This window comes from Pseudomonas sp. MYb185 (genome assembly GCF_002979975.1).
GTDB lineage: Bacteria > Pseudomonadota > Gammaproteobacteria > Pseudomonadales > Pseudomonadaceae > Halopseudomonas.
On record NZ_PCQD01000001.1, the window covers coordinates 147,241 to 169,190 of the forward strand.

At 61.9% G+C, this 21,950-nt stretch carries 19 protein-coding genes and 1 tRNA gene; 11 read left to right on the forward strand and 9 right to left on the reverse strand.

The genetic code is table 11. The features are described from left to right. Nucleotides 1–133 precede the first annotated feature (133 nt). On the reverse strand, nt 134–1,312 hold the full coding sequence (locus CQ007_RS00705) for an acetyl-CoA C-acyltransferase (protein ID WP_105642998.1): 1,179 nt from the start codon (nt 1,310–1,312) through the stop codon (nt 134–136). Nucleotides 1,313–1,520: 208 nt separating this feature from the next. On the opposite strand from CQ007_RS00705, the gene CQ007_RS00710 reads away from it, so the two are divergent. After that, nucleotides 1,521–3,203: a fatty acid--CoA ligase gene (locus CQ007_RS00710; protein WP_105642999.1), complete on the forward strand. Its 1,683-nt coding sequence runs from the start codon at nt 1,521–1,523 to the stop codon at nt 3,201–3,203. Between the two features lie 89 nt (nt 3,204–3,292). Further along, complete coding sequence (locus CQ007_RS00715; protein ID WP_105643000.1) at nt 3,293–4,540, forward strand: dicarboxylate/amino acid:cation symporter; 1,248 nt, start codon at nt 3,293–3,295, stop codon at nt 4,538–4,540. A gap of 76 nt (nt 4,541–4,616) precedes the next feature. Here the strand turns inward: CQ007_RS00715 and CQ007_RS00720 are convergent, their stop codons facing one another. Continuing rightward, nucleotides 4,617–6,020 carry an amino acid permease gene (locus CQ007_RS00720; RefSeq protein ID WP_105643001.1) on the reverse strand — a complete coding sequence of 468 codons (1,404 nt, stop codon included), beginning with the start codon at nt 6,018–6,020 and terminating at the stop codon, nt 4,617–4,619. 226 nt (nt 6,021–6,246) lie between these two features. Beyond that, the gene (locus CQ007_RS00725; RefSeq protein WP_105643002.1) at nt 6,247–7,056 is read right to left on the reverse strand and encodes an arylamine N-acetyltransferase; all 810 of its coding nucleotides are present in this window, start codon (nt 7,054–7,056) and stop codon (nt 6,247–6,249) included. A gap of 79 nt (nt 7,057–7,135) precedes the next feature. Between CQ007_RS00725 and soxR the strand changes: the two genes are divergently transcribed. From soxR to CQ007_RS00740, 3 genes are all read left to right on the forward strand, one after another. Further along, nucleotides 7,136–7,621, forward strand: coding sequence for a redox-sensitive transcriptional activator SoxR (gene soxR / locus CQ007_RS00730; protein WP_105643003.1), 486 nt, complete (start codon nt 7,136–7,138; stop codon nt 7,619–7,621). A 91-nt stretch (nt 7,622–7,712) separates the two neighbouring features. Further along, nucleotides 7,713–8,357, forward strand: a complete 645-nt coding sequence (locus CQ007_RS00735; RefSeq protein ID WP_105643004.1) for an MBL fold metallo-hydrolase — start codon at nt 7,713–7,715, stop codon at nt 8,355–8,357. A 120-nt stretch (nt 8,358–8,477) separates the two neighbouring features. Next, nucleotides 8,478–9,131, forward strand: a complete 654-nt coding sequence (locus tag CQ007_RS00740; RefSeq protein WP_105643005.1) for an OmpA family protein — start codon at nt 8,478–8,480, stop codon at nt 9,129–9,131. A 163-nt stretch (nt 9,132–9,294) separates the two neighbouring features. On the opposite strand, the gene CQ007_RS00745 is transcribed toward CQ007_RS00740, so the two are convergent. The 3 genes from CQ007_RS00745 to CQ007_RS00755 form a co-directional block, all read right to left on the reverse strand. Then, nucleotides 9,295–10,200 carry an acyltransferase gene (locus CQ007_RS00745; RefSeq protein WP_105643006.1) on the reverse strand — a complete coding sequence of 302 codons (906 nt, stop codon included), beginning with the start codon at nt 10,198–10,200 and terminating at the stop codon, nt 9,295–9,297. Between the two features lie 74 nt (nt 10,201–10,274). Next, entirely contained in the window at nt 10,275–12,410 is a 2,136-nt protein-coding gene (gene pta, locus CQ007_RS00750; RefSeq protein WP_105643007.1) for a phosphate acetyltransferase, read from the reverse strand. A gap of 3 nt (nt 12,411–12,413) precedes the next feature. Then, nucleotides 12,414–13,631: an acetate kinase gene (locus CQ007_RS00755; protein WP_105643008.1), complete on the reverse strand. Its 1,218-nt coding sequence runs from the start codon at nt 13,629–13,631 to the stop codon at nt 12,414–12,416. Nucleotides 13,632–13,778: 147 nt separating this feature from the next. Here CQ007_RS00755 and CQ007_RS00760 point away from each other — a divergent pair, with 147 nt between their 5' ends. Together CQ007_RS00760 and CQ007_RS00765 are read left to right on the forward strand one after the other, a co-directional pair. Beyond that, nucleotides 13,779–14,264, forward strand: a complete 486-nt coding sequence (locus CQ007_RS00760) for a peptidylprolyl isomerase (protein WP_105643009.1) — start codon at nt 13,779–13,781, stop codon at nt 14,262–14,264. Nucleotides 14,265–14,434: 170 nt separating this feature from the next. Further along, nucleotides 14,435–15,547: an NADH:flavin oxidoreductase gene (locus CQ007_RS00765; RefSeq protein ID WP_105643010.1), complete on the forward strand. Its 1,113-nt coding sequence runs from the start codon at nt 14,435–14,437 to the stop codon at nt 15,545–15,547. An 18-nt stretch (nt 15,548–15,565) separates the two neighbouring features. On the opposite strand, the gene CQ007_RS00770 is transcribed toward CQ007_RS00765, so the two are convergent. Both CQ007_RS00770 and cysZ read right to left on the reverse strand, forming a co-directional pair. Then, nucleotides 15,566–16,765 (reverse strand): glycosyltransferase family 1 protein, encoded by a 1,200-nt coding sequence (locus tag CQ007_RS00770; RefSeq protein ID WP_105643011.1) that lies wholly within the window; start codon nt 16,763–16,765, stop codon nt 15,566–15,568. A 54-nt stretch (nt 16,766–16,819) separates the two neighbouring features. Continuing rightward, nucleotides 16,820–17,569 carry a sulfate transporter CysZ gene (gene cysZ / locus CQ007_RS00775; RefSeq protein ID WP_105643012.1) on the reverse strand — a complete coding sequence of 250 codons (750 nt, stop codon included), beginning with the start codon at nt 17,567–17,569 and terminating at the stop codon, nt 16,820–16,822. 298 nt (nt 17,570–17,867) lie between these two features. On the opposite strand from cysZ, the gene trxB reads away from it, so the two are divergent. After that, on the forward strand, nt 17,868–18,815 hold the full coding sequence (trxB, locus tag CQ007_RS00780; RefSeq protein ID WP_105643013.1) for a thioredoxin-disulfide reductase: 948 nt from the start codon (nt 17,868–17,870) through the stop codon (nt 18,813–18,815). 359 nt (nt 18,816–19,174) lie between these two features. On the opposite strand, the gene CQ007_RS00785 is transcribed toward trxB, so the two are convergent. Then, a tRNA-Leu gene (locus CQ007_RS00785) sits at nt 19,175–19,261 on the reverse strand. A 120-nt stretch (nt 19,262–19,381) separates the two neighbouring features. Between CQ007_RS00785 and queA the strand changes: the two genes are divergently transcribed. Genes queA through yajC form a run of 3 tightly spaced genes read left to right on the forward strand, consistent with a single transcriptional unit; the run spans nt 19,382 to nt 21,949 of the window. After that, a complete protein-coding gene (gene queA, locus CQ007_RS00790) occupies nt 19,382–20,431 on the forward strand; it encodes a tRNA preQ1(34) S-adenosylmethionine ribosyltransferase-isomerase QueA (protein ID WP_105643014.1) in 1,050 nt (349 codons plus the stop codon). Nucleotides 20,432–20,436: 5 nt separating this feature from the next. After that, on the forward strand, nt 20,437–21,555 hold the full coding sequence (gene tgt / locus CQ007_RS00795) for a tRNA guanosine(34) transglycosylase Tgt (RefSeq protein WP_105643015.1): 1,119 nt from the start codon (nt 20,437–20,439) through the stop codon (nt 21,553–21,555). A 58-nt stretch (nt 21,556–21,613) separates the two neighbouring features. Further along, a complete protein-coding gene (gene yajC, locus CQ007_RS00800; protein ID WP_105643016.1) occupies nt 21,614–21,949 on the forward strand; it encodes a preprotein translocase subunit YajC in 336 nt (111 codons plus the stop codon). Nucleotide 21,950 lies beyond the last annotated feature (1 nt).

Genomic DNA, 21,950 nt, shown 5'->3' on the forward strand with positions numbered 1-21,950 from the left:
AAAACTGGCTGCTAGTTTCAGACAGTTGTTTGAGGTCGGCAAGAAGCCCGCGGCTGGTGAATGGCTTGTCATAAACCATCACCTGCCATCGGCCTTCCCAGGGGCGTGCAGCAGGTAGGCCTGGTAGCGAGCCTCAGACCAGCTCGATCGCCACCGCAGTCGCTTCCCCACCACCGATGCACAGCGAAGCCACACCGCGCTTGCCACCGGTTTTCTGCAGGGCGTTGATCAGGGTAACGATCAGTCGCGAGCCGGTGGAACCGACCGGGTGGCCCTGGGCGCAGGCGCCGCCGAAGATGTTGACCTTGCTGTGATCCAGGCCGTGTTCGCGCATGGCCAGCATGGTGACCATGGCGAAGGCTTCGTTGATCTCGAACAGATCGACGTCAGCCTTGCTCCAGCCGGTCTTGTTGAACAGGTTGGTCAGCGCGCCGACCGGGGCGATGGTGAACTCGCTCGGGTCCTGGCTCTGGGTGGCGTGGCCGACGATGCGGGCCAGCGGCTTCACGCCGCGCCTGTTCGCCTCGGATTCGGTCATCAGCACCAGCGCGCTGGCACCGTCGGATATCGAACTGGCGTTGGCGGCGGTGATGGTGCCGTCCTTGGCGAAGGCCGGACGCAGGCCGGGAATCTTGTCGATGTTGGCGTTATGTGGCTGTTCATCATCCTTGACCAGGGTCTCGCCCTTGCGCGAGGTCACGGTCACCGGCACGATCTCGCTGGCCAGCGAACCGTTGTCGATGGCGTGCTTGGCGCGGTTCAGCGATTCGATGGCGTAGGCATCCATCTGCTCGCGGGTCAGGCCGTACTGGTCGGCGGTTTCCTGGGCGAAGGAGCCCATCAGGCGGCCGGTGCGGGCATCTTCCAGGCCGTCGAAGAACATGTGATCCTTGAGCTCGCCATGGCCCATACGCAGGCCACCACGGGCTTTTTCGATGAGATAGGGCGCGTTGGACATGCTTTCCATGCCGCCGGCCAGCATCACCTGGTTGGAACCGGCCTTGAGCGCGTCATGGGCCTGCATCACCGCTTTCATGCCGGAACCGCACAGCTTGTTGATGGTGGTGCAGCCAGTGGCGGAGCTCAGGCCGGCATTCAGCGCCGCCTGGCGTGCCGGGCCCTGTTTCAGGCCGGCGGGCAGAACACAGCCCATGATCACTTCCTGCACATCGGCCGCAGCGATACCGGCACGGGCCACCGCCTCGCGGATCACCAGGGCGCCGAGGTCGATGGCCGACAGGCTTGACAGGCTACCCTGGAAGCCGCCCATGGGCGTGCGCACGCCGCTGACGATAACGATGTTTTCCGACATGTTGACTCCTGAAATATGACTGATTGTTTATTTGTGGTCATCAATCGACTTTATACGCGCCTTTTCCCCTTATTGTCGACAGCAAAGCTTTGTATGATCGAGTCACATAACTGCCATGGTCGCCGCGCTGCTGCCTCGCTATAGTTCATCGGACAGGCCAGGCAGCGTTGCTACCTGACCCGCATAAGCCCAACAAGAAGGTCGCACAATGTTGAATACACGGATTCTACCGCCCACCGAGCAGGCGCATTCCACGCCGCTACTGATCAAGAACCTGCTGCTGTCGGGGGTTCGCTATGAAGCCTCGCAGGAAATCGTCTACCGCGACATCAGCCGTTACGACTATGCCACCTTCAACCAGCGCATCTGCCGGCTGGCCAACGCCCTGACTAATGCAGGGGTCAAGGCCGGCGATACCGTGGCGGTGCTGGACTGGGACAGTCATCGCTATCTGGAATGCATGTTCGCCGTTCCGATGATTGGCGCGGTGCTGCACACGGTCAACGTGCGGCTATCGCCCGAGCAGATCGTCTATACCATGAACCATGCCGACGACATCATGGTGCTGGTCAACAGCGAATTCCTGCCGCTGTACCAGGCTATCGAGCCGCAACTGACCACGGTAACCACGACCATCCTGCTGACCGATGGTGAGGACAAGTCCGCCGAGCTGCGCGGTTTCGCCGGTGAATACGAGCAACTGCTGGCCGCCGCCGACAGTACCTATGAGTTCGCCGACTTCGACGAGAACTCGGTAGCCACGACTTTCTATACCACCGGTACCACCGGCAACCCCAAGGGCGTGTACTTCACCCATCGCCAACTGGTGCTGCATACCCTGACCCAGGCCGGCATGCTTAATGGCCTGGGACATGAGCAGATGATGAGTAACCGCGACGTGTATATGCCGATCACGCCGATGTTCCATGTGCATGCCTGGGGCATGCCCTACACTGCGACCATGCTGGGCGTGAAACAGATCTATCCGGGGCGTTACGAGCCGGAGCTGCTGGTGAAGCTGATCCAGCAGGAGAAAGTGACCTACTCCCATTGCGTGCCGACCATTCTGCAGATGCTGCTCAATGCCAAGGCCGCTGAAGGCCATGACTTCGGCGGCATGAAGATCATCATCGGCGGCAGTGCGCTGACCCGTGGCCTGTACGAGACGGCCGGGGCTCGCGGCATCCGTCTGTCCGGGGCCTACGGTATGTCGGAAACCTGCCCGCTGATCTCTGCCGGCTACAACAACCTGCAGATCGAGGCCGGCAGCGAGCAGCAGCAGGTTGCCTACAAGATCAAGGCCGGGATTCCGGTGCCCCTGGTCGAGGCGCGGCTGATGGATGAGCAGGGTAACTTCATGCCCCACGATGGTCAGACCCAGGGCGAGCTGGTGCTGCGTGCACCCTGGCTGACCCAGGGCTATTTCAAGGAACCGGAAAAGAGCCGCGAGCTGTGGGCGCATGGCTGGATGCACACCGGCGATGTGGCCACCATCGACCACACCGGCAGCATCGACATCCGTGACCGGATCAAGGATGTGATCAAGACCGGTGGCGAGTGGCTGTCTTCGCTGGAGCTGGAAAGCCTGATCAGCCTGCATCCGGCGGTGCGTGATGTAGCGGTGGTCGGCGTGCCGGACACGCGCTGGGATGAGCGCCCGTTCGCGCTGGTAGTGATTGCGCCGGACCAGCAGATGAGTGCCAGTGTGCTCGCTGCCCACCTGCAGCCTTTTGTCGATGAGGGGCGCATCAACAAATGGGCGGTACCGACGCAGATCGCGGTGATCGACGAGATACCCAAGACCAGTGTCGGCAAGCTGGACAAGAAGCGTATCCGCGTGGAAATCGCCCAGTGGATCGAGCAGCAGGCGTCCTGTATCTCCTCCATCTGAGCCGTAACAGTGCCCCGGCCCTGCGTCGGGGCGTTACCCGCACTGCTGCATGAGGTATTCTTCCCCGCTCAGTGCAGAGGAGAATCGCAGTGCCCAGTCTCAACCGTCTGATTTTCATCGCTGCCGGTATCGGTGTCCTCATCGGTTGGCTGCTCGGCTTCCTGCCGCAGGAGGCGGGGCTGCGTGAGGGTGTGCTGTATGGCAGCACCCTGGTGGGCGCCGTATTCATCGGCCTGCTGAAGATGATCCTGATCCCGCTGGTGTTCACCTCCATCGTGGTCGGCGTAGCCAGCCTGCAGGCGCACCACCAGGTGCACCGGGTGTGGATCACCACGCTGCTGTATTTCACCCTGACCTCGGCACTGGCCATGCTGCTGGCGCTGGTGGTGGCCAACGTATTCAAGCCCGGTGCGGGAATGTCGTTGATGATGTTCGCTGATGCCATGGCCTCGTTCGAGGCCCGGCAGATGACCATGCCGGAATTCTTCCAGCATTTTCTCAGTGGGCTGTTCAAGAACCCCTTCGAGGCTTTCGCCAACGGCGACATCCTCTCGGTGCTGATGTTCGCGATCTTCATCGGTATTGCCCTGGTTGCCGGCGGCCAACGCTACCAGACGGTACTGCAACTGATGCAGGAGCTGCTCGACATGCTGCTGCGTATCATCGGCTGGATCATGTGGCTGGCGCCGCTGGGGATCATGGCGCTGCTGATTCGCCTGGTCGCCGAGCAGGATGTGGCGCTGCTGGTCAGTATGCTCGGCTTTATCGTGCTGATCTTCGGCACCACGGTGTTCCACGGCGCGGTGGTGCTGCCGGGTATTCTCTACGCGGTTACCCGAAAATCCCCGTTGTGGTTCCTGCGTGGCTCGCGGGAGGCATTGATCACCGCGTTTGCCACCAGCTCCAGCTCGGCTGCATTGCCCATCACCCTGCGCTGTGCCCAGGAGAATCTGGGCGTCAAGCGTCGTATAGCGGGTTTCGTGTTGCCACTGGGAGCAACGGTGAACATGGACGGTACTGCGCTCTACGAAGCGGCCGCCGCGCTGTTCGTTGCCAACCTGATCGGTGTCGAGCTAACACTGGTACAGCAATTGGTGGTGTTCATGACCGCGATGATCGCCTCAAGCGGTGCCCCGGGCATTCCCAGTGCCGGCATGGTGACCATGGTCATGGTACTGCAGGCGGTGGGTCTGCCGGCGGAAGCCATTGCCATCCTGCTGCCGATCGACCGTCTGCTGGACACCGTCCGCACCGCGGTCAACGTGGAAGGGGATCTGGTCGGCAGTCTGGTCGTGCAGCAATTGGCCGACGACGGTGCCGAATACCAGGGTGCCTGACGGATAATGCGTGTAGCGCCTGGTCCGTCGCCTGTCGGCGAGCAGGCGCTCGCCAACCCCAGGTGAGCCGCCGGGGCTATGTAGAAGAGCCGCCCGCCTGTAAGGTTCTGCGGTTCTTGAGTCGGAAACACAGCCAGATCAACCCTATCCACACCGGCAGGGCGAACGCCGATAGCCGGGTGCCGCCATCCAGGGTCAGCACCACCAGAATGAAAGCCACGAATGCCAGGCACAGATAGTTGCCGAACGGTGACCACAACGCCCTGAAGCTGGGGATGACGCCGCGCTCATGCATGGCCCGGCGGAACATCAGGTGCGACAGGCTGATCATCGCCCAGTTCAGCACCAGTGCCGCCACCACCAGCGACATCAGAATGATCAGCGCGCCTTCGGGCAGCACATAATTGAGTGCCACACACAGCAGGGTTATGGCACCGGACACCAGAATGCCCAGCATGGGCACACCACTGCGGCTGAGCCGGGTGAACACGCGCGGCGCATCGCCTTGCTCGGCCAGGCCGTAGAGCATACGGCTGTTGCAGTACACGCCACTGTTGTAGACCGACAGGGCGGCGGTCAGCACCACGAAATTCAGCACATGCGCTGCGGTGTCGCTGCCAATCAAGGAGAAAATCTGCACGAAAGGACTGCGGGCATAAGGATCGTCACCGCTGGTCAGCGTCTGCACCAGGCTGTCCCAGGGGTACAGCGACAGCAGTACGCCCAGCGCCAGGATGTAGAACAGCAGAATCCGGTACACCACCTGGTTGATCGCCCGGGGGATGACCTTGCGCGGGTTTTCCGCCTCTGCTGCAGTGATGCCGACCAGCTCCAGACCGCCAAAGGAGAACATGATCACCGCCATCACCACTACCAGGCCGCCGACGCCATTGGGGAAGAAGCCGCCGTGGCTCCATAGATTGGTGACGCTGGCCTGCGGACCACCGGCGCCGGACACCAGCAGATACAGCCCCAGCGCAATCATGCCGAGAATGGCCCCGACCTTGATGATGGCGAACCAGAACTCCGCCTCACCAAAGGCCTTCACATTGGTCAGGTTGATCAGATTGATCAGCACAAAGAACGCCAGTGCCGTAGCCCAGGTGGGGACATCCGGGTACCAGTACTGCACATACTTGCCCACTGCCGTGAGCTCGGCCATGCCCACCAGGATATACAGCACCCAGTAGTTCCAGCCCGACAGGAATCCGGCAAAGGGTGACCAGTACTGGTGGGCGAAGTGACTGAAAGAGCCGGCTACCGGCTCCTCGACGATCATCTCGCCCAGTTGGCGCATGATCAGAAACGCCACAAAGCCGCCAATCGCATAGCCCAGCAGCATCGACGGTCCGGCACTGCTCATCACGCCCGCCGAGCCCAGGAACAGACCGGTGCCAATGGCGCCGCCCAGGGCGATCAACTGAATATGGCGGTTGGTCAGGCCGCGCTTGAGCTGGCCTTGCTGTGCTGGTTCAGTCATGAAGAGGTCCGTGTGGCCGGATTGGCCGAAAAAGTGGGCAATTGTACACGGACTGAGGCCTTTTCGCAGGTTATCGGCTGCCGCTGAGTGTGGCGGTTGGTCGCGCGGGACTGGGAATAGCAGCGGCTTTGGGGCTTGAAACGGTCACTTCTGCGCACGGCTGTCTGAGCAAGTCAGGTTAGGGGATTGAACGGAGTACACAGGTGCCCTCGAGCCCCCAGTTCAGCTATGTGGCCAATATCGCCGATATCCTGGAATCCAGCGCGGGCACTCCCGAGGTCGTTATACGAAACTCCTTCTCCAGCACCTGCTTGATTTCACTGACCGAGCTGAGTTGTGTTCTTTCTGTCGTCCCGTCCAGGTGGTAGAACGAATACTGACTGTTATGCAGCGTATGGCGGCCCGTGGGAGTCGGTCGGGCCGCGATCAGGTTATTGACGAAGATCGATGTCGGGTGGGTTGAGGTATACCAGTTGAAGACCTCGTAATCCTGTCGGTGCTGCTGCGTCAGATCAAAGATATACAGATCCTGCCATTCGTTCCTTGTCCTGGTTTGCAGGCAGAAAGCCTCGCTCCTGCGTAGCAGGCGATATGGCCCATGCGGGGTATCCTGGATGGTATCCGCTACCAGGCGAATCGGCGCTGTCAGCGTCAGGCCGCCAAAGCCCGTATCGGCAATGAAGCGTTCGCCCTCCGCCTCAACCAGCAGAAGCATGTGGCTGCGCGGGGTAGCCACGTCATCAGGGACATTCATGCGCACACGTGCAGCCAGCCCGGTCACAGTGAAGCCCATATCTTGCAGTACGCGCTGGAACAGCAGGTTGTGTTCGTAGCAATAGCCGCCCCGCCTGTGATTGATGAACTTGTCCAGTAGTGAATCGATATCCAGCTTTACCCCCATGCCGGTAAAAGGGGAGAGACTCTCGAAGGGAATTGAACGGGTGTGCTTGATGTGCAATTCATGAAGCGCTTTCCGAGTGGGGCGGCGTGGCCCCTCATACTGGATAAAGTCCAGATAGGAATATATGTCGGTCATGCTCTGCCCTCGTGCAGGTTGCCAGAATGTGACAGCGAGTGTAGAACCTCAAGCTTACTTGAGGTCAAGAGGAGGCTGCATGGGAGCAAAATCACAGTTTCAGCGGCAAGGCGACCTGTCTGTGGGAGAAGTCGCGGCAAGAAGCGGCGTAGCGGTGTCGACCCTGCACTTCTACGAAACGAAGGGCCTGCTGACAAGCCGGCGTAATAACGGCAATCAGCGCCGCTACCGGCGTGATGTCTTGCGGCGTGTGGCGGTGATCAAGGTGGCGCAGAGCCTGGGCATCTCCTTGAGCGCCATAAAAGAGGTCTTTGGCACCTTGCCGGAGAGTAGAACACCCAATGCGAAAGACTGGGCCCTGCTATCTGCCTCATGGAAAGCAGATCTGGATGAGCGTATCAACAGCCTGATCCAGTTGCGCGACAATTTGAATGGCTGCATCGGGTGCGGTTGTCTCTCGCTGGAGAACTGCAAGCTCATCAACCCGGAGGACAGACTTTCTCAACAGGGCGTGGGGCCGGTACGGATTGAGTCAGCCTCTGCATCTGATTGCTCAAGTGTATGAGGCGACATTGCTGCGCTGCTGACAGTTGAAGCGCAGGGCGGTTGCGGCCATGCTGTGCAGCTGAGAGTCGATAACCTGGTCAGAGAATTCCATGCAAGCAGCCACTCCCACACTCATCCGTGAAACCTTCCCCGTCGGTCCGTTGCAGTGCAACTGCACGATCATCGGCGACCCGATCACCAAAAAGGCCATCGTGGTCGATCCCGGTGGGGATCATCAGTTGATTCTGGATCGTCTGGACCAGCTTGGCCTGAAGGTGGTCAGTATCATTCACACCCATGCGCACCTGGATCATTTCCTCGCCTCCGGCGAGATGAAGAAGGCGACCGGCGCGACCCTGCATCTGCACAAGGAGGACCAGTTCCTGTGGGACAACCTGGAGATGCAGTGCAAGCTGTTCGGGGTGCCCTACACGCCGGTGCCGGCACCGGATCAGTGGTTGCAGGACGACGAGGAGCTGGCCTGTGGCTGTGGCGTCGCCCTGCATACCCCGGGGCATACGCCGGGGTCGATGAGTTTCTGGTTTCCCCAGGCCAAGTTGCTGATTGCCGGGGACACGCTGTTCCGCCGGGGTATCGGCCGTACCGATCTGTGGGGCGGTGATTATGCGAAGATCGAGTCCTCGATCCGTCAGCGGCTGTATACGCTGGACGAGGAGGCGGTGGTGGTGGCCGGGCACGGACCTGATACGCAGATTGGTGACGAGATCCGCGAGAATCCTTTCATTCGTGGCTGAATCGACCATAATTATCGGACTGCGGGATAAAAATCCCTGGGCCGGTGGTCATACCTCCGGAACTGGGCATCCGGATCTGGATGCCACGCTGCGATGACGACGTCAATTAAGGAAAAATGCATGAAAATCAAAGCACTGATTGCCGCTTCTGCCTGTGTTGCGCTGCTGGCTGGCTGCACCAACAATCCCTATACCGGTGAACGTGAAGCTGGCAAGGCTGGCGTCTATGGCGGTGGTGGCGCCGCAGCTGGCGCGCTGATCGGCGCGGCCACCTCGAGCAGCAAGGATCGCGGCAAGGGCGCCTTGATCGGTGCCGTGGTCGGTGGCGCTGCGGGCGCGGGCTACGGTTACTACGCGGATCGCCAGGAGCAGCGCCTGCGCCAGGAATTGACCGGTACCGGTGTTCAGGTGGTCCGTAATGGTGACAACCTGCAACTGATCATGCCGGGCAACATCACCTTCGCCAGCAGTTCCTCGGATATTTCCAGCAGCTTCTATCCGACGCTGAACTCGCTGGTCAAGGTGTTCAAGGAGTTCGACCAGAACGGCATCGACATCGTCGGCCATACCGACAGCAGCGGTTCGCTGGAACTGAACATGCGCCTGTCCCAGGAGCGTGCCACCAGCGTGGCATCCTACCTGACCGGTCAGGGCGTTTCCGGTGCGCGCATCAGCAGCCGTGGCGTTGGCCCGAGCCAGCCGATCGCCAGCAACGATACTGCTGCCGGCAAGGCGCAGAACCGCCGCGTGGAGATCAACCTGCGCCCGCTGTAAGCCGCCGCCTGGGTTGATATGAAAACGGGACGCCTTGGCGTCCCGTTTTGTATGGAGGGCCGAGTTCCAGGGTGCAGTGTCTGCTGGGAACGCCAGGTTCCTCCGGGAGCGGCGTGCACCAGCGCGATGATGGGCACTCCCGGCACGGCTTCACCCTGATCGGTCAATCGGCCGGCGGATACTCCCGGTGCAACTGCTCCAGCAAAGCATCCTTCTCTTCCCACAGGCCATTGACCCAGGCCTGGAAGTCCGCGCGAAAGGCCGCGTCGTTCTGATAATCCTTGCCCAGGAATTCAGCCGGGATCGGCCGTGTCTGGCAGCGCATCACCACCTTGCGAATCCGGCCGCTGAGCAGGTCCCAGAAGCTCGGGCTGCCGTCGGGGTAGTGGATGGTGATATCCACCAGCGAGCGCAGCTGCTCGCCCATGGCATCCAGCACGAAGGCGATGCCGCCGGACTTGGGTCTGAGCAGATGGCGATAGGGCGAGCTCTGCTCGGCATGTTTCTCCGCTGTCAGCCGGGTGCCTTCGAGAAAGTTGAACACCGCCACCGGGGTGGTCTTGAACTTCTCACAGGCCCGTTGGGTGGCCAGCAGGTCCTGGCCGGCCTTTTCCGGGTGCCTGGCCAGATAAGCCTTGCTGTAGCGCTTCATGAACGGGAAATCCAACGCCCACCAGCAGATGCCGATGATCGGCACCCAGATCAGCTCCTGCTTGAGGAAGAACTTCAGCATCGGCATCCGGCGGTTGAGATTGTGCTGCAGCACCAGGATATCGACCCAGCTCTGATGATTGCTGGCCACCAGGTACCAGCCGTCATGGTCCAGCCGCTCATGGCCCTGGACATCCCATTGCGTGCGTCCGGCCAGTCGCATCCAGGCGCTGTTGCCGAGCATCCAGGTTTCGGCGATGCGGATCATGACCCGGGTGAGAAAGGCCTGCAGTGCCGGTATCGGCAGCAGTTTGATCAATGCGCAGGGGAACAGCAGGCTGAACCAGAACAGGGTGTTGAGGATCAGCAGCAGGAGCGAGATCGCTCCGCGTATCGAGGCAGGCAAAAAATACAGCATTGTCTGGTGGCTCGTCCGTGTTGGCGCGGGGGCCTGTAAGGTTGTAACCAGACAGGCCACCCATCAGACCTCAGTCAGTTGTCGTCGGCATCGGCCTGTATGGCGGTCAGGGCGATAGTAAACACGATATCGTCGACCAGCGCACCCCGGGACAGATCATTCACCGGCTTGCGCAGGCCCTGCAGCATGGGGCCGACGCTGATGACGTTGGCACTGCGCTGCACCGCCTTGTAGGTGGTGTTGCCGGTGTTCAGATCCGGGAAAATGAACACCGTGGCCTTGCCGGCGACCGGGCTGTCCGGCGCCTTCTGCTGGCCGACGCTGGCAATCGCGGCGGCATCATACTGGAGCGGACCGTCGATCAACAGCCCCGGCTGTCGCTCGCGGGCCAGCCGGGTCGCTTCGCGGACCTTCTCCACGTCCACACCGGTGCCGGAGCTACCGGTCGAGTAGCTGATCATCGCCACCCGCGGCGGAATGCCGAAGGCTTCGGCGGAGCGCGCGCTCTGGATGGCGATTTCCGCCAGCTCCTCGGCGTTGGGGTCGGGGTTGACGGCGCAGTCGCCATACACCAGTACCTGGTCGGGCAGCAGCATGAAGAATACCGAGGACACCAGACTGTAATTGGGCGCAGTCTTGATCAGCTGGAACGCCGGGCGGATGGTGTTGGCGGTGGTATGGATGGCGCCGGAGACCAGGCCATCGACCTCATCCAGGGCCAGCATCATGGTGCCCATCACCACATTGTCCTCCAGTTGCTGCAGGGCCACCGGCGCGGTCAAACCGCGATCCTTGCGCAGCTCGACCATCGGCGCCACGTAGCTTTCACGGACCTGATCCGGGTCGATGATCTGCAGACCGTCGGGCAGGGTAATGTGGTGGGCGCGGGCGACGGCTTCCACCGCTTCGGGCTTGGCCAGCAGGATGCACTGGGCGATGCCCCGGCGCTGGCAGATGGCCGCTGCCTGGACGGTACGTGGCTCGTCGCCTTCCGGCAGCACGATGCGCTTGCCGGCCTGCTGCGCGCGGTTGACCAGATCGTAGCGGAACGCCGGAGGCGACATGCGCCGCTCGCTGGGCTGACCACAGCGATGCTGTAGCCAGCCGTGGTCGATATGCGAGGCGACGAAGTCGGTGACCAGGGTGGCCCGCTCGCTGTCGTCGACCGGAATCTCGCGGTTCATGCGGTCCAGCTGCGAGGCGGTGGCGAAACTGCCGGTACCGACCAGGAAGATCGGCAGACCATTGTCCAGTGCCGGCTGGCAGAGCTGCATGACGCGCTCATCGGGCATGATGTCGCCGGTCAGCAGCAGCCCGGCCAGCGGGGTGCCGGACAGCGAGGCCAGGCTGCTGGAGATGATGATGTCGTCGCGATCACCCGGCACCACCAGCAGGGTGCCGGGGCGATACAGGTGCAGGGTATTGGGCACGGTGCGGGCGCACAGGATGATGTCCAGCACGCGACGCTGTTGCATTTCGCCGGGATGCAGGACTCTGGCATTGAGCAGCGCGGCGACGTCGGAGCTGCGCGGTGCGCTGAGCTCGTTCTGCCAGGGCACGCAGCCGATCAGGCGGAAGCCCTCGGTATCCAGCACCTTGGATTCCTGCTTGAGTGCGATGGCGTAGTCCTTGAGTGTGCGCTTGAGCTCGCTGCGATCGGTCGGCACATCACCACCCAGATCCAGGTCGCGCACCTTGTTGATGATCACCCCCAGCACCTTGGGGTCCTGCGGGCCGCCGAAGCCCTGGGCATGCAGTTCGACACGGTGGGCCAGGGTAGCCAGGTTGGCATCGTCCGGTGCGCTGACCAGGATCACGTCGGCATCCAGACTCTTGGCGATGTGCTGGTTGATGCGTGCGGCATAGGCAGCCTGGCGCGTTGGCACCATGCCTTCGACCACCACCACGTCGGCATCCCGGGCCGCTTCGCGGTAACGACTGACGATGTCTTCCAGTACCTCGTCCAGCTCGCCATTGGCCAGCCGCCGTTCCACCTCGGGCAGCGCCAGCGGGGTGGGTGGCTCCAGGCCCATGGTCCGGCTGATCAGGGCGGTGGAGCGCTCCGGACCATCATCGCCGGGATGCGGCTGGGCGATCGGCTTGAGAAAGTGGACGCGCAGGCCGTTGCGTTCGAGGGCGCGGATCAGGCCCAGGCTGACCGAGGTCAGGCCGACGCCGAATCCGGACGGTGCGAGAAAAAACGTATGCATGAATCAGGCTTCCTGTTCCACGGGCTGGGTTGTGGCAAGGTCGAGCAGTGCCAGGCATTCCTCGGTGATCTGGCGTTCTTCGTCGGTCGGAATGACCAGAATGGCGGGGGAGCCGGCCATCTGGACCTGCCGGGCCGGGTTGCCCGGCGGGGTGGCGTTGGCGGCCGGGTCGATGGCCAGCCCGAACAGGGCCAGATGGCGCACCGTCAGTTCGCGCACCAGCGGCGAATTCTCGCCGATGCCGCCAGTGAAGATCACCCCATCGATGCGCGGCAGTGCCACCGCCAGGCCGGCCAGTGACCGCGCCAGACGGTAGCAGAACACCTCGACCGCCAGGGTGGCGCCGGCATGCCCCTCGGCGCGGGCGGTGACCAGGGTGCGCATGTCGTTGGACAGGCCGGACAGCCCCAGCAGACCGCTTTCGCGGTTGAGCATGTTGTCGATGCGTTCCAGATCCCAGCCCAGGGTGCGAGCCAGATGCGAATGCAGGTTGGGATCCACGTCACCGCTGCGGGTCCCCATGACCAGGCCTTCCAGCGGCGTCAGGCCCATGCTGGTATCCAGGCTTCTGCCATCCAGGATGGCACAGGTCGAGCAGCCATTGCCCAGGTGCGCCGTCAGCCAGGCACCGTGGCCCGGCTCCAGGCCCATCAGCAGGCTGGCCTGGCTCGATACGAAACGGTGGCTGGTGCCATGGAAACCGTAGCGGCGTACGCCGTGTTCGGTATACAGCTCCTCGGGCAGGGCATAGCGGTAGGCGTGGGGCGGCATGCTCTGGTGAAAGGCGGTGTCGAAGATGGCGACGTGCGGGATAGTGGTGAAGACCTTCATCGCGGCGTTGATACCGACCAGTTGCGCGGGGTTGTGCAGCGGTGCCAGTGGCGAGCTGTCCTCGATGGCGGTAATCACCTCATCGTCGATGATGCGGGCACCGGTAAAGTGCTCGCCGCCATGCACCACGCGGTGCCCTACTGCCGTCAATGGCTGCTCGGCGAACCGTTCGATCAGTGGCAGCAGGCTGGCCATGGCGGTGCTGTGCTTGCCATCCCGGATCTGGATGCGCTCCCCGTTATCACCGGCTTTCCAGTTCATCACGCCTTCGGGTGTGCCCAGGCGCTCAGCCAGCCCGCTGAGCAGCGGTTTTGTCGCGGACTCGCTGCGCAGGGCGAACTTGAGTGATGAACTTCCACAATTTATGACAAGTACCAGGCGATCGGTCATGGTGCTCCACTATTCGTTCATTGAGGGGGAGAAAATCCTTGCCCAACTTATACCCCAGCCTCCAGCGTAGTGGAACCGCCCGTGCGTTTCCGCGTATTTGTGCGTAAACTGACAGCTCCCGAGCCCGAAAAAACACAGGATTTTTTTATGCAGATTGCTGCCAACAAAGCCGTATCGATTGAATACACCCTGACCAACGATGCAGGCGAAGTACTGGATACTTCCACTGGCGGCGAGCCGCTGGTCTACCTGCATGGTGCGGGTAACATCATCCCCGGCCTGGAGCGGGAACTGGCCGGCAAACAGGTGGGTGACGCGCTGAAAGTGACCATCGAGCCGGAAGACGCCTATGGCGAATTCAGTGCTGAACTGGTTGCCGTGCTGGGTCGCAACATGTTCGAAGGTGTCGACGAGCTGGAAGTGGGCATGCAGTTCCATGCCTCCGCACCGGATGGCGGCATGCAGATCGTCACCATCACCGCGCTGGAAGGTGATGAAGTCACCGTCGATGGCAACCATCCGCTGGCCGGTCAGCGCCTGACCTTCGAGGTCAAGGTCGCCGACATCCGTGAGGCCACCGAAGACGAGCTGGCCCATGGTCATATCCATGGCGAAGGTGGTGTGCACCACTGAGGCGATAGCCTGCAGGTTGGAAGGCCGGTTCCCGCAAGGGGCCGGCCTTCTTCATTTGGGCGTTCTGATGGCAACGGTTTCTATCATGCCATCAATCGCATCAATTCAGGTTCTGAACAGATATTCTGCCCGTATAGTGACCGTCCGAGATATTTTGCAGGAGTGAATCGATGTCTGCGCATGCTAGCCCTCTGTTCGAGCCCGTGGTACTGGGTTCGCTGAGTCTTCCCAGCCGTCTGGTCATGGCCCCCATGACCCGCAATTTTTCGCCCAACGGCGTACCTACCGAGCAGGTGGTCGAATATTATCGTCGCCGCGCCGCGGCTGGCGTCGGACTGATCATCAGCGAGGGCACCACGGTTGGCCACTGCGCTGCCAACGGCTACCCGAACGTGCCGCGTTTCCATGGCGAGGATGCGCTGGCCGGATGGAAAAAGGTGGTTGACGCGGTGCATGCCGCCGGCGGCAAGTTCGCTCCGCAGCTGTGGCACGTGGGCAATGTGCGCCGCCTGGGCACCGAGCCTGACGGTACGGTGCCGGGCTATGGTCCGATGGACAAGCGCAAGGAAGACAAGCTGCTGGTGCACGGCATGACCCGTGACGATATCCAGGATGTGGTCAACGCCTTTGCCCAGGCGGCCCGGGACGCCAAGGCGATCGGCTGTGATGCCGTCGAGCTGCATGGCGCCCATGGTTACCTGATCGACCAGTTCTTCTGGGAGGGCAGCAACCAGCGTGACGACGAATACGGCGGCAGCCTGGATAACCGCGGCCGCTTCGCCGTGGAGATCATCCGTGCTGTGCGCGCCGCGGTTGGTCCGGATTTTCCGATCATCTTCCGCTTCTCCCAGTGGAAGCAGCAGGACTACAGCGCCCGTCTGGTCGAGACGCCCGAACTGCTGGAGCAATTTCTCACGCCGCTGGCCGAGGCGGGCGTGGATATCTTCCACTGTTCGCAGCGCCGCTACTGGGAACCGGAGTTCGAAGGGTCGCAACTGAACCTGGCCGGATGGACCCGCAAGATCACCGGCAAGCCCTGCATCACCGTGGGCAGCGTCGGTCTGGACAGCGAGTTCCTCGAATACATGGTCAAGACCGACAAGGTGGCCAAGACCGAAGCCAATATCGATGACCTGCTGCAGCGGCTCGAGGGTGGGGAATTCGATCTGGTGGCCGTCGGTCGTGCGCTGATCGTCGATCCGGACTGGCCAGCCAAGCTGCGTGCAGGGCGTTTCGATGAAGTGCTGCCCTACAGCCGCGAAGCCTTGAAGGAACTGGCGTAACGCCGGATGTTGCCCCGGCTATTTGCCGGGGACGACCTCGGACAATGGCCGCGGTGGGCTGCAGGAGCGCTGCAGATAGCCTTCGAAGCGCTGCAATACTGATGGCCAGCCCAGTTGGCAGGCGCGGTGCCGGGCATGCATGCGGATACCGCGGCGGCCTTCGGTGTCGCTGACCAGCCAGCGCAGGTTGTCCAGAAACAGCTCTTCATGTGCCGGCGGGGCAAGGCAGCCGCTGTAGCGGTCGCGGATATGCTGGTGGGCGGCGGCGGTGTCGAAGGCATTCACCGCCAGCCCCGAGGCCATGGCCTCGGTCACCACGTTGCCGAAGGTTTCCGTCAGGCTCGGGAAGATGAACACATCGGCGCTGGCATAGGCCGCAGCCAGTTCGGCACCGCCCAGGGCGCCGGTGAAACGGGCCTCGGGCATGTCCCTTTCCAGCGACGGGCGCAGCGGGCCATCGCCTACCACCACCATGTGCAGGCGCACGCCGGTCGGCTGGTTCTCCCGCAGGGTCTGCCAACTGCGCTGCAACAGTTGCAGGTTCTTTTCCGCCGCCAGGCGTCCTACATGCAGCAACACGATATCGGTATTGCCCGCGCCCCAGCGGCGGCGCAGTTCGGCATCGCGGTGCGCGGGATGATACCGCTCGCAATCCACGCCACGCCCCAGCAGCATCAGATTGTTGATGCCCAGGCGCGACAGTTCCCGTTGTTGGGTGTTGCTGGCGGTCAGGGTCAACAGGGTCTGGTTGTGAAACCAGCGCAGATAGGCCACTACAGGACGATAGAGCAGGCTGACCCGGTAATGCTCGCTGTACTGCTGGAAGTTGGTATGAAAGCCGCTGATGACCGGAATGCTCAGCTGGCGTGCAGCGCGCAGCGCCGACCAGCCCAACGGCCCTTCGGTGGCCAGGTAGATGGTATCGGGGCGGCTCTTGCGCCAGTGGGCCAGCAACCGCCGGTAGGCCGGCAGGCCGAACTGCAGCTGGCGGTATCCGGGGATGGGCAGGCCGCGCACCAGCAGTTCCTCCAGCGGGCCGTTATCGGCCAGGCCGACCGTTTCGCCGGGTTGGGCAGGGCGTACCAGCTGGATCCGATTGTTGTTCTGCAGCAGCCCATCACACAGGCGGCCGAGGGTATTGGCCACGCCATTGACCTGGGGCCGCCAGGTTTCGGTGACCAGGGCATAGTGGCGGTTATGGAAGCTGAGTGTCGTCATGACACCCAGTATGGTTGCCCTTGGTGATCGCGTTGTTACCGGGATATGACCGATTTATGGCAGTGGCGGCCGGCCGGGACCTTCCCGCACCCACAGCAGCGTGGAGCCGGCTACCGCCGAGGGCATCACCAGCAGGTTGACCAGCGGAATCAGCATACCGATGTACACCGGCAGGCCGAACCCCAGCGACAGTCCCCGGCGGCCGCGCATCCAGCGCAGCATATCGATGAAGCCGACCTGATCGTTGTCGGCCTGATAGTCGATGTACTGCACCGCCATCATCCACACCCCGAATACCAGTAGCAGGGGCGAAGCTACCAGGTTCACCACCGGCACCAGCGTCAGCAGCAACAGCCCCAGCAGGCGCGGCAGGTAGTAGCCGATCTTGCGGCATTCACGGCCCAGGCTGCGCGGCACCACCATCACGATGTCCTGCCAACTGGTCGGCGGGCTGACCAGGCCACGTTCCTGCTCGGCGATCTTCTCCGCCAGGAAACCATAAAAGGGTGACGCAATCAGGTTGGCGAGCATGCTGAAACCGAAGAACAGCACCAGCAATACCACCAGCGCGAACAGTGGCCACAGCAGCCACTCGACGAAGCCGGCCCATTCCGGCAGATGCGGCATCAGCCGGTCCATCCAGTAATTGAACTGGCGGGCACCCCAGCCGATCAGCGCCATGAACAGCGTCAGATTGAGCACCAATGGGATGACCAGAAAACGCCGCAACCCCGGTTGGCGAATGCGTTGCCAGCCTTCGCGCAAATATCCGGAGCCACGCAGGGGAGCCAGTGGATGTGTCATGAGGTGTCCTTAATGAGAACGGCACTATAGGGATAAACTATGCGCCTGATATAGTGACAGCCGTATTCATCGTCTCTACCATGCATTCCGGTGAAATTCCCGGAAGAATCCGAGGACGCAGTGGTCTGTTGGCCGTCACGGCCCGTTGTCCACCGCCGGTAGGCGGCATCATTATAGAGGACTTCGACTCCAATCCCTGTGCCGGGTTCTTGCCAACTTTTTTCAGCAACAGGAGCTACCCCTGTTGTGACGCGTTTTTTGACTATCACGCCGCTGCGGCGGTGATCTGGAGGATTCAATGTCTGAAGCACGCCATTCCCGTCTGATCATTCTGGGCTCTGGCCCTGCCGGCTACAGCGCGGCTGTCTACGCTGCACGCGCCAACCTCAAGCCGCTGCTGATCACCGGCATGCAGATGGGCGGTCAGCTCACCACCACCACCGAAGTCGACAACTGGCCCGGTGATGTGGAGGGCCTGCAGGGGCCGGACCTGATGGAGCGGATGCGCAAGCATGCCGAGCGCTTCGAGACCGAGATCGTCTTCGACCACATCAACAAGGTGGAACTCGGCAAGCGTCCGTTCACGCTGACTGGCGACCAGGGCGAGTACACCTGTGATGCGCTGATCATCGCCACCGGCGCCTCCGCGCGCTATCTGGGCCTGCCGTCCGAGGAAGCCTTCATGGGCAAGGGTGTCTCCGCCTGTGCTACCTGTGACGGTTTCTTCTATCGCAACCAGGACGTGGCCGTCGTGGGTGGCGGCAACACCGCTGTGGAAGAGGCGCTGTACCTGGCCAATATCGCGAAAAAGGTCACCCTGGTGCACCGCCGCGAGAGTTTTCGCGCGGAAAAGATTCTGGTCGACAAGCTGATGGCCAAGGTCGCTGAAGGCAAGATCGAGCTCAAGCTCAACGCCGTGCTGGACGAGGTGCTGGGTGACGACAGCGGTGTGACCGGCATGCGCCTGGCCTTCAATGACGATCGCAAGGAAGACATCGCCCTGGCCGGCGTGTTCATCGCCATCGGCCATACGCCGAACACCGGCCTGTTCGAGGGCCAGCTGGAGATGAAGGACGGCTACCTGAACATCAACAGCGGCACTGAAGGCAACGCAACCGCCACCAATATCCCCGGCGTATTTGCTGCCGGCGATGTGGCCGATCATGTTTACCGGCAGGCGATTACCTCGGCCGGTGCCGGCTGCATGGCGGCGCTGGATGCGGAGCGCTTCCTCGACGAGCAGTGATACGTCGGGATCATCGTCATCAGTGTCCGGGATGCCGTCATCCCCAAAACTCCGTCATCCTTCGCGAAGGAAGGATCCACCGGTCGCTCCGAGTTAGCCGGAACGCTGGAACTTCGGCTTCGGCTTCGGCTTCCTGCGTCGCTCTAACTCTGCATCCATGCAGTCGTGCGCCGAGGATGACAGTGTGGAGAGGGCTCCATCAGTGCCAGGCCAGGCGTTTCGGACTACGATGAGGATGGCAGGACACCCAGGCTCGTTTGTTCTGAAAAGGGGAAAAAGTCGGGATTCTGGACACAAAAAACCGGCTCGAGGCCGGTTTTGTCATGCTTGCCACTCTGTATGCGCCATTCATTGCTGAATGGTGCCTCGGGGGAGAATCGAACTCCCACTCTGTCACCAGAAGCGGATTTTGAATCCGCCGCGTCTACCAATTCCGCCACCGAGGCTTTCTGCAAGCCGCGCGGAGTATACGGAGCGTTGGCCGTTCAGGTCAATGGTTTGCATGGCCGAAAAGGCTGATTTCCGCTACCATATGCGCCCTTTTCGTCATGCCGGAAATCTTTTCTATGCGCGTCAGCGATTTTCAGTTCGAGCTGCCTGACCGGCTGATCGCCCGGCATCCGCTGGCCGAGCGGCGTGCCAGCCGGCTGCTGTGTCTGGATGGCCCCAGCAGTGAGCTGGCGCACCGGCAGTTCGCTGATCTGCTGGAGTATCTGCAGCCCGGTGATCTGATGGTGTTCAACAACACCCGGGTGATTCCGGCGCGTCTGTTCGGGCGCAAGGAAACCGGTGGGCAGTTGGAAATCCTGGTCGAGCGGGTGCTGGACAGTCGCCGGGTGTTGGCCCATGTGCGCTCCAGCAAGTCGCCCAAGCCGGGCAGTCGCATTGTGCTGGAAGGGGAGGCCGGGGCGACCATGCTGGCGCGGCACGATGCGCTGTTTGAACTGGCGTTCGACGAGCCGGTGCTGCCGTTGCTGGACCGGCTCGGACATATGCCGCTGCCGCCCTATATCGATCGGCCGGATGACAGTGCCGATCGCGAGCGCTACCAGACCGTGTATGCGCAGAAGGCCGGTGCGGTGGCAGCACCGACCGCCGGGCTGCATTTCGACCGTGAGCTGCTGCAGGCGATCGAGGCCAAGGGCGTGGCCACGGCCGAGGTGACCCTGCATGTGGGGGCAGGCACCTTCCAGCCGGTGCGGGTCGAGCGCATCGAGGATCACCACATGCACAGCGAGTGGCTGGAAGTCAGCCAGCAGGTGGTCGATGCGGTCAATGCCTGCAAGGCGCGTGGCGGCCGGGTGATTGCAGTGGGTACCACCAGCGTGCGTTCGCTGGAGACGGCGGCGCAGAGTGGGCAGATTCAGCCGTTCAGTGGTGATACCGACATCTTCATCTATCCGGGGCGGCCATTTCATGTGGTGGACGCGCTGGTGACCAATTTTCATCTGCCCGAGTCGACCTTGCTGATGCTGGTCTCGGCTTTCGCCGGTTATCGCCAGACCATGGCGGCCTATCGGGCAGCGGTGGACAATGAATACCGCTTCTTCAGTTACGGTGATGCCATGTTCATCACCCGCAATCCGGCAGCCTGCGGGCCCGAGGACGTGCAATGAGTCATATGCAGTTTGAACTACTGGCTACCGACGGCAAGGCCCGTCGCGGCCGCCTGACTTTCCCCCGTGGTGTGGTCGAAACCCCCGCTTTCATGCCGGTGGGTACCTACGGCACGGTCAAGGGTATGCTGCCCCGGGATGTCGAGGACATTGGTGCGCAGATCATTCTGGGCAACACTTTCCACCTGTGGCTGCGCCCGGGCACCGAGGTGATCCGCAAGCACGGCGACCTGCATGATTTCATGCAGTGGCAGGGTCCGATCCTGACCGACTCCGGCGGCTTCCAGGTGTTCAGCCTGGGGGCGATGCGCAAGATCAAGGAGGAGGGCGTGTACTTTTCCTCCCCGGTGGACGGTGCCAAGGTGTTCATGGGACCGGAAGAGTCTATGCAGGTGCAGCGTGACCTGGGCTCGGACATCGTGATGATCTTCGATGAATGCACACCCTATCCGGCGGACCTGGATACCGCCCGCCGCTCGATGGAGCTGTCGCTGCGCTGGGCCAGGCGCTCCAAGGCTGCCCATGAGGGCAATCCCTCGGCGCTGTTCGGTATCGTCCAGGGCGGCATGCATGAGGAGCTGCGCGCGCGTTCGCTGGAAGGGTTGTGCGACATCGGCTTCGACGGCCTGGCCATCGGCGGCTTGTCGGTGGGTGAGCCGAAGGAGGACATGATCCGCATCCTCGATTATCTGCCGCCGCTGATGCCTCCGGAAAAACCCCGTTACCTGATGGGCGTGGGCAAGCCGGAGGACCTGGTGGAGGGTGTGCGCCGCGGGGTGGACATGTTTGATTGCGTGATGCCGACGCGCAATGCGCGCAACGGGCATTTATTCACCGACAGCGGCGTGGTAAAAATCCGCAACGCAGTGCATCGTCATGATGATTCGCCGCTGGATCCGGGTTGCGATTGCTATACCTGCCGCCACTTCACCCGTGCCTATCTGCACCATCTGGACAAGTGCGGCGAGATGCTCGGCAGCATGCTCAATACCATCCATAACCTGCGCCATTATCAGCGTGTGATGCATGGTTTGCGCGGTGCGATTCAACAAGGTACATTGACCGCCTTTGTGGATAACTTCTATGCACGTCTCGGCCAGCCGGTCCCTCCTCTGGAGGCTTGAATAGCGGTCAGGAAGCCCCATTATTTTTTCTTGCGAGTATATAAAACAGGAGTTTTACATGAGTTTCTTCATCCCCACCGCTATGGCCCAAACCGCAGGCGCCGCTCCGGCTGCTGGTTTCGATCCGATGAGCCTGATCTTCCTGGTCGGCTTCGTGGTCATCTTCTATCTGATGATCTGGCGTCCCCAGGCCAAGCGCGCCAAGGATCACAAGAACCTGATCGGCAGCCTGAGCACTGGAGACGAGGTGGTCACCAACGGCGGCATCCTCGGCAAGATCAAGAAGGTCACCGATGAATTCGTGGTACTGGAAGTCAGCGAGGGCCAGGAGCTCAAGTTCCAGAAGGCCGCCATTGTCGCTGCGCTGCCCAAGGGCACGCTGAAAGCCATCTAAA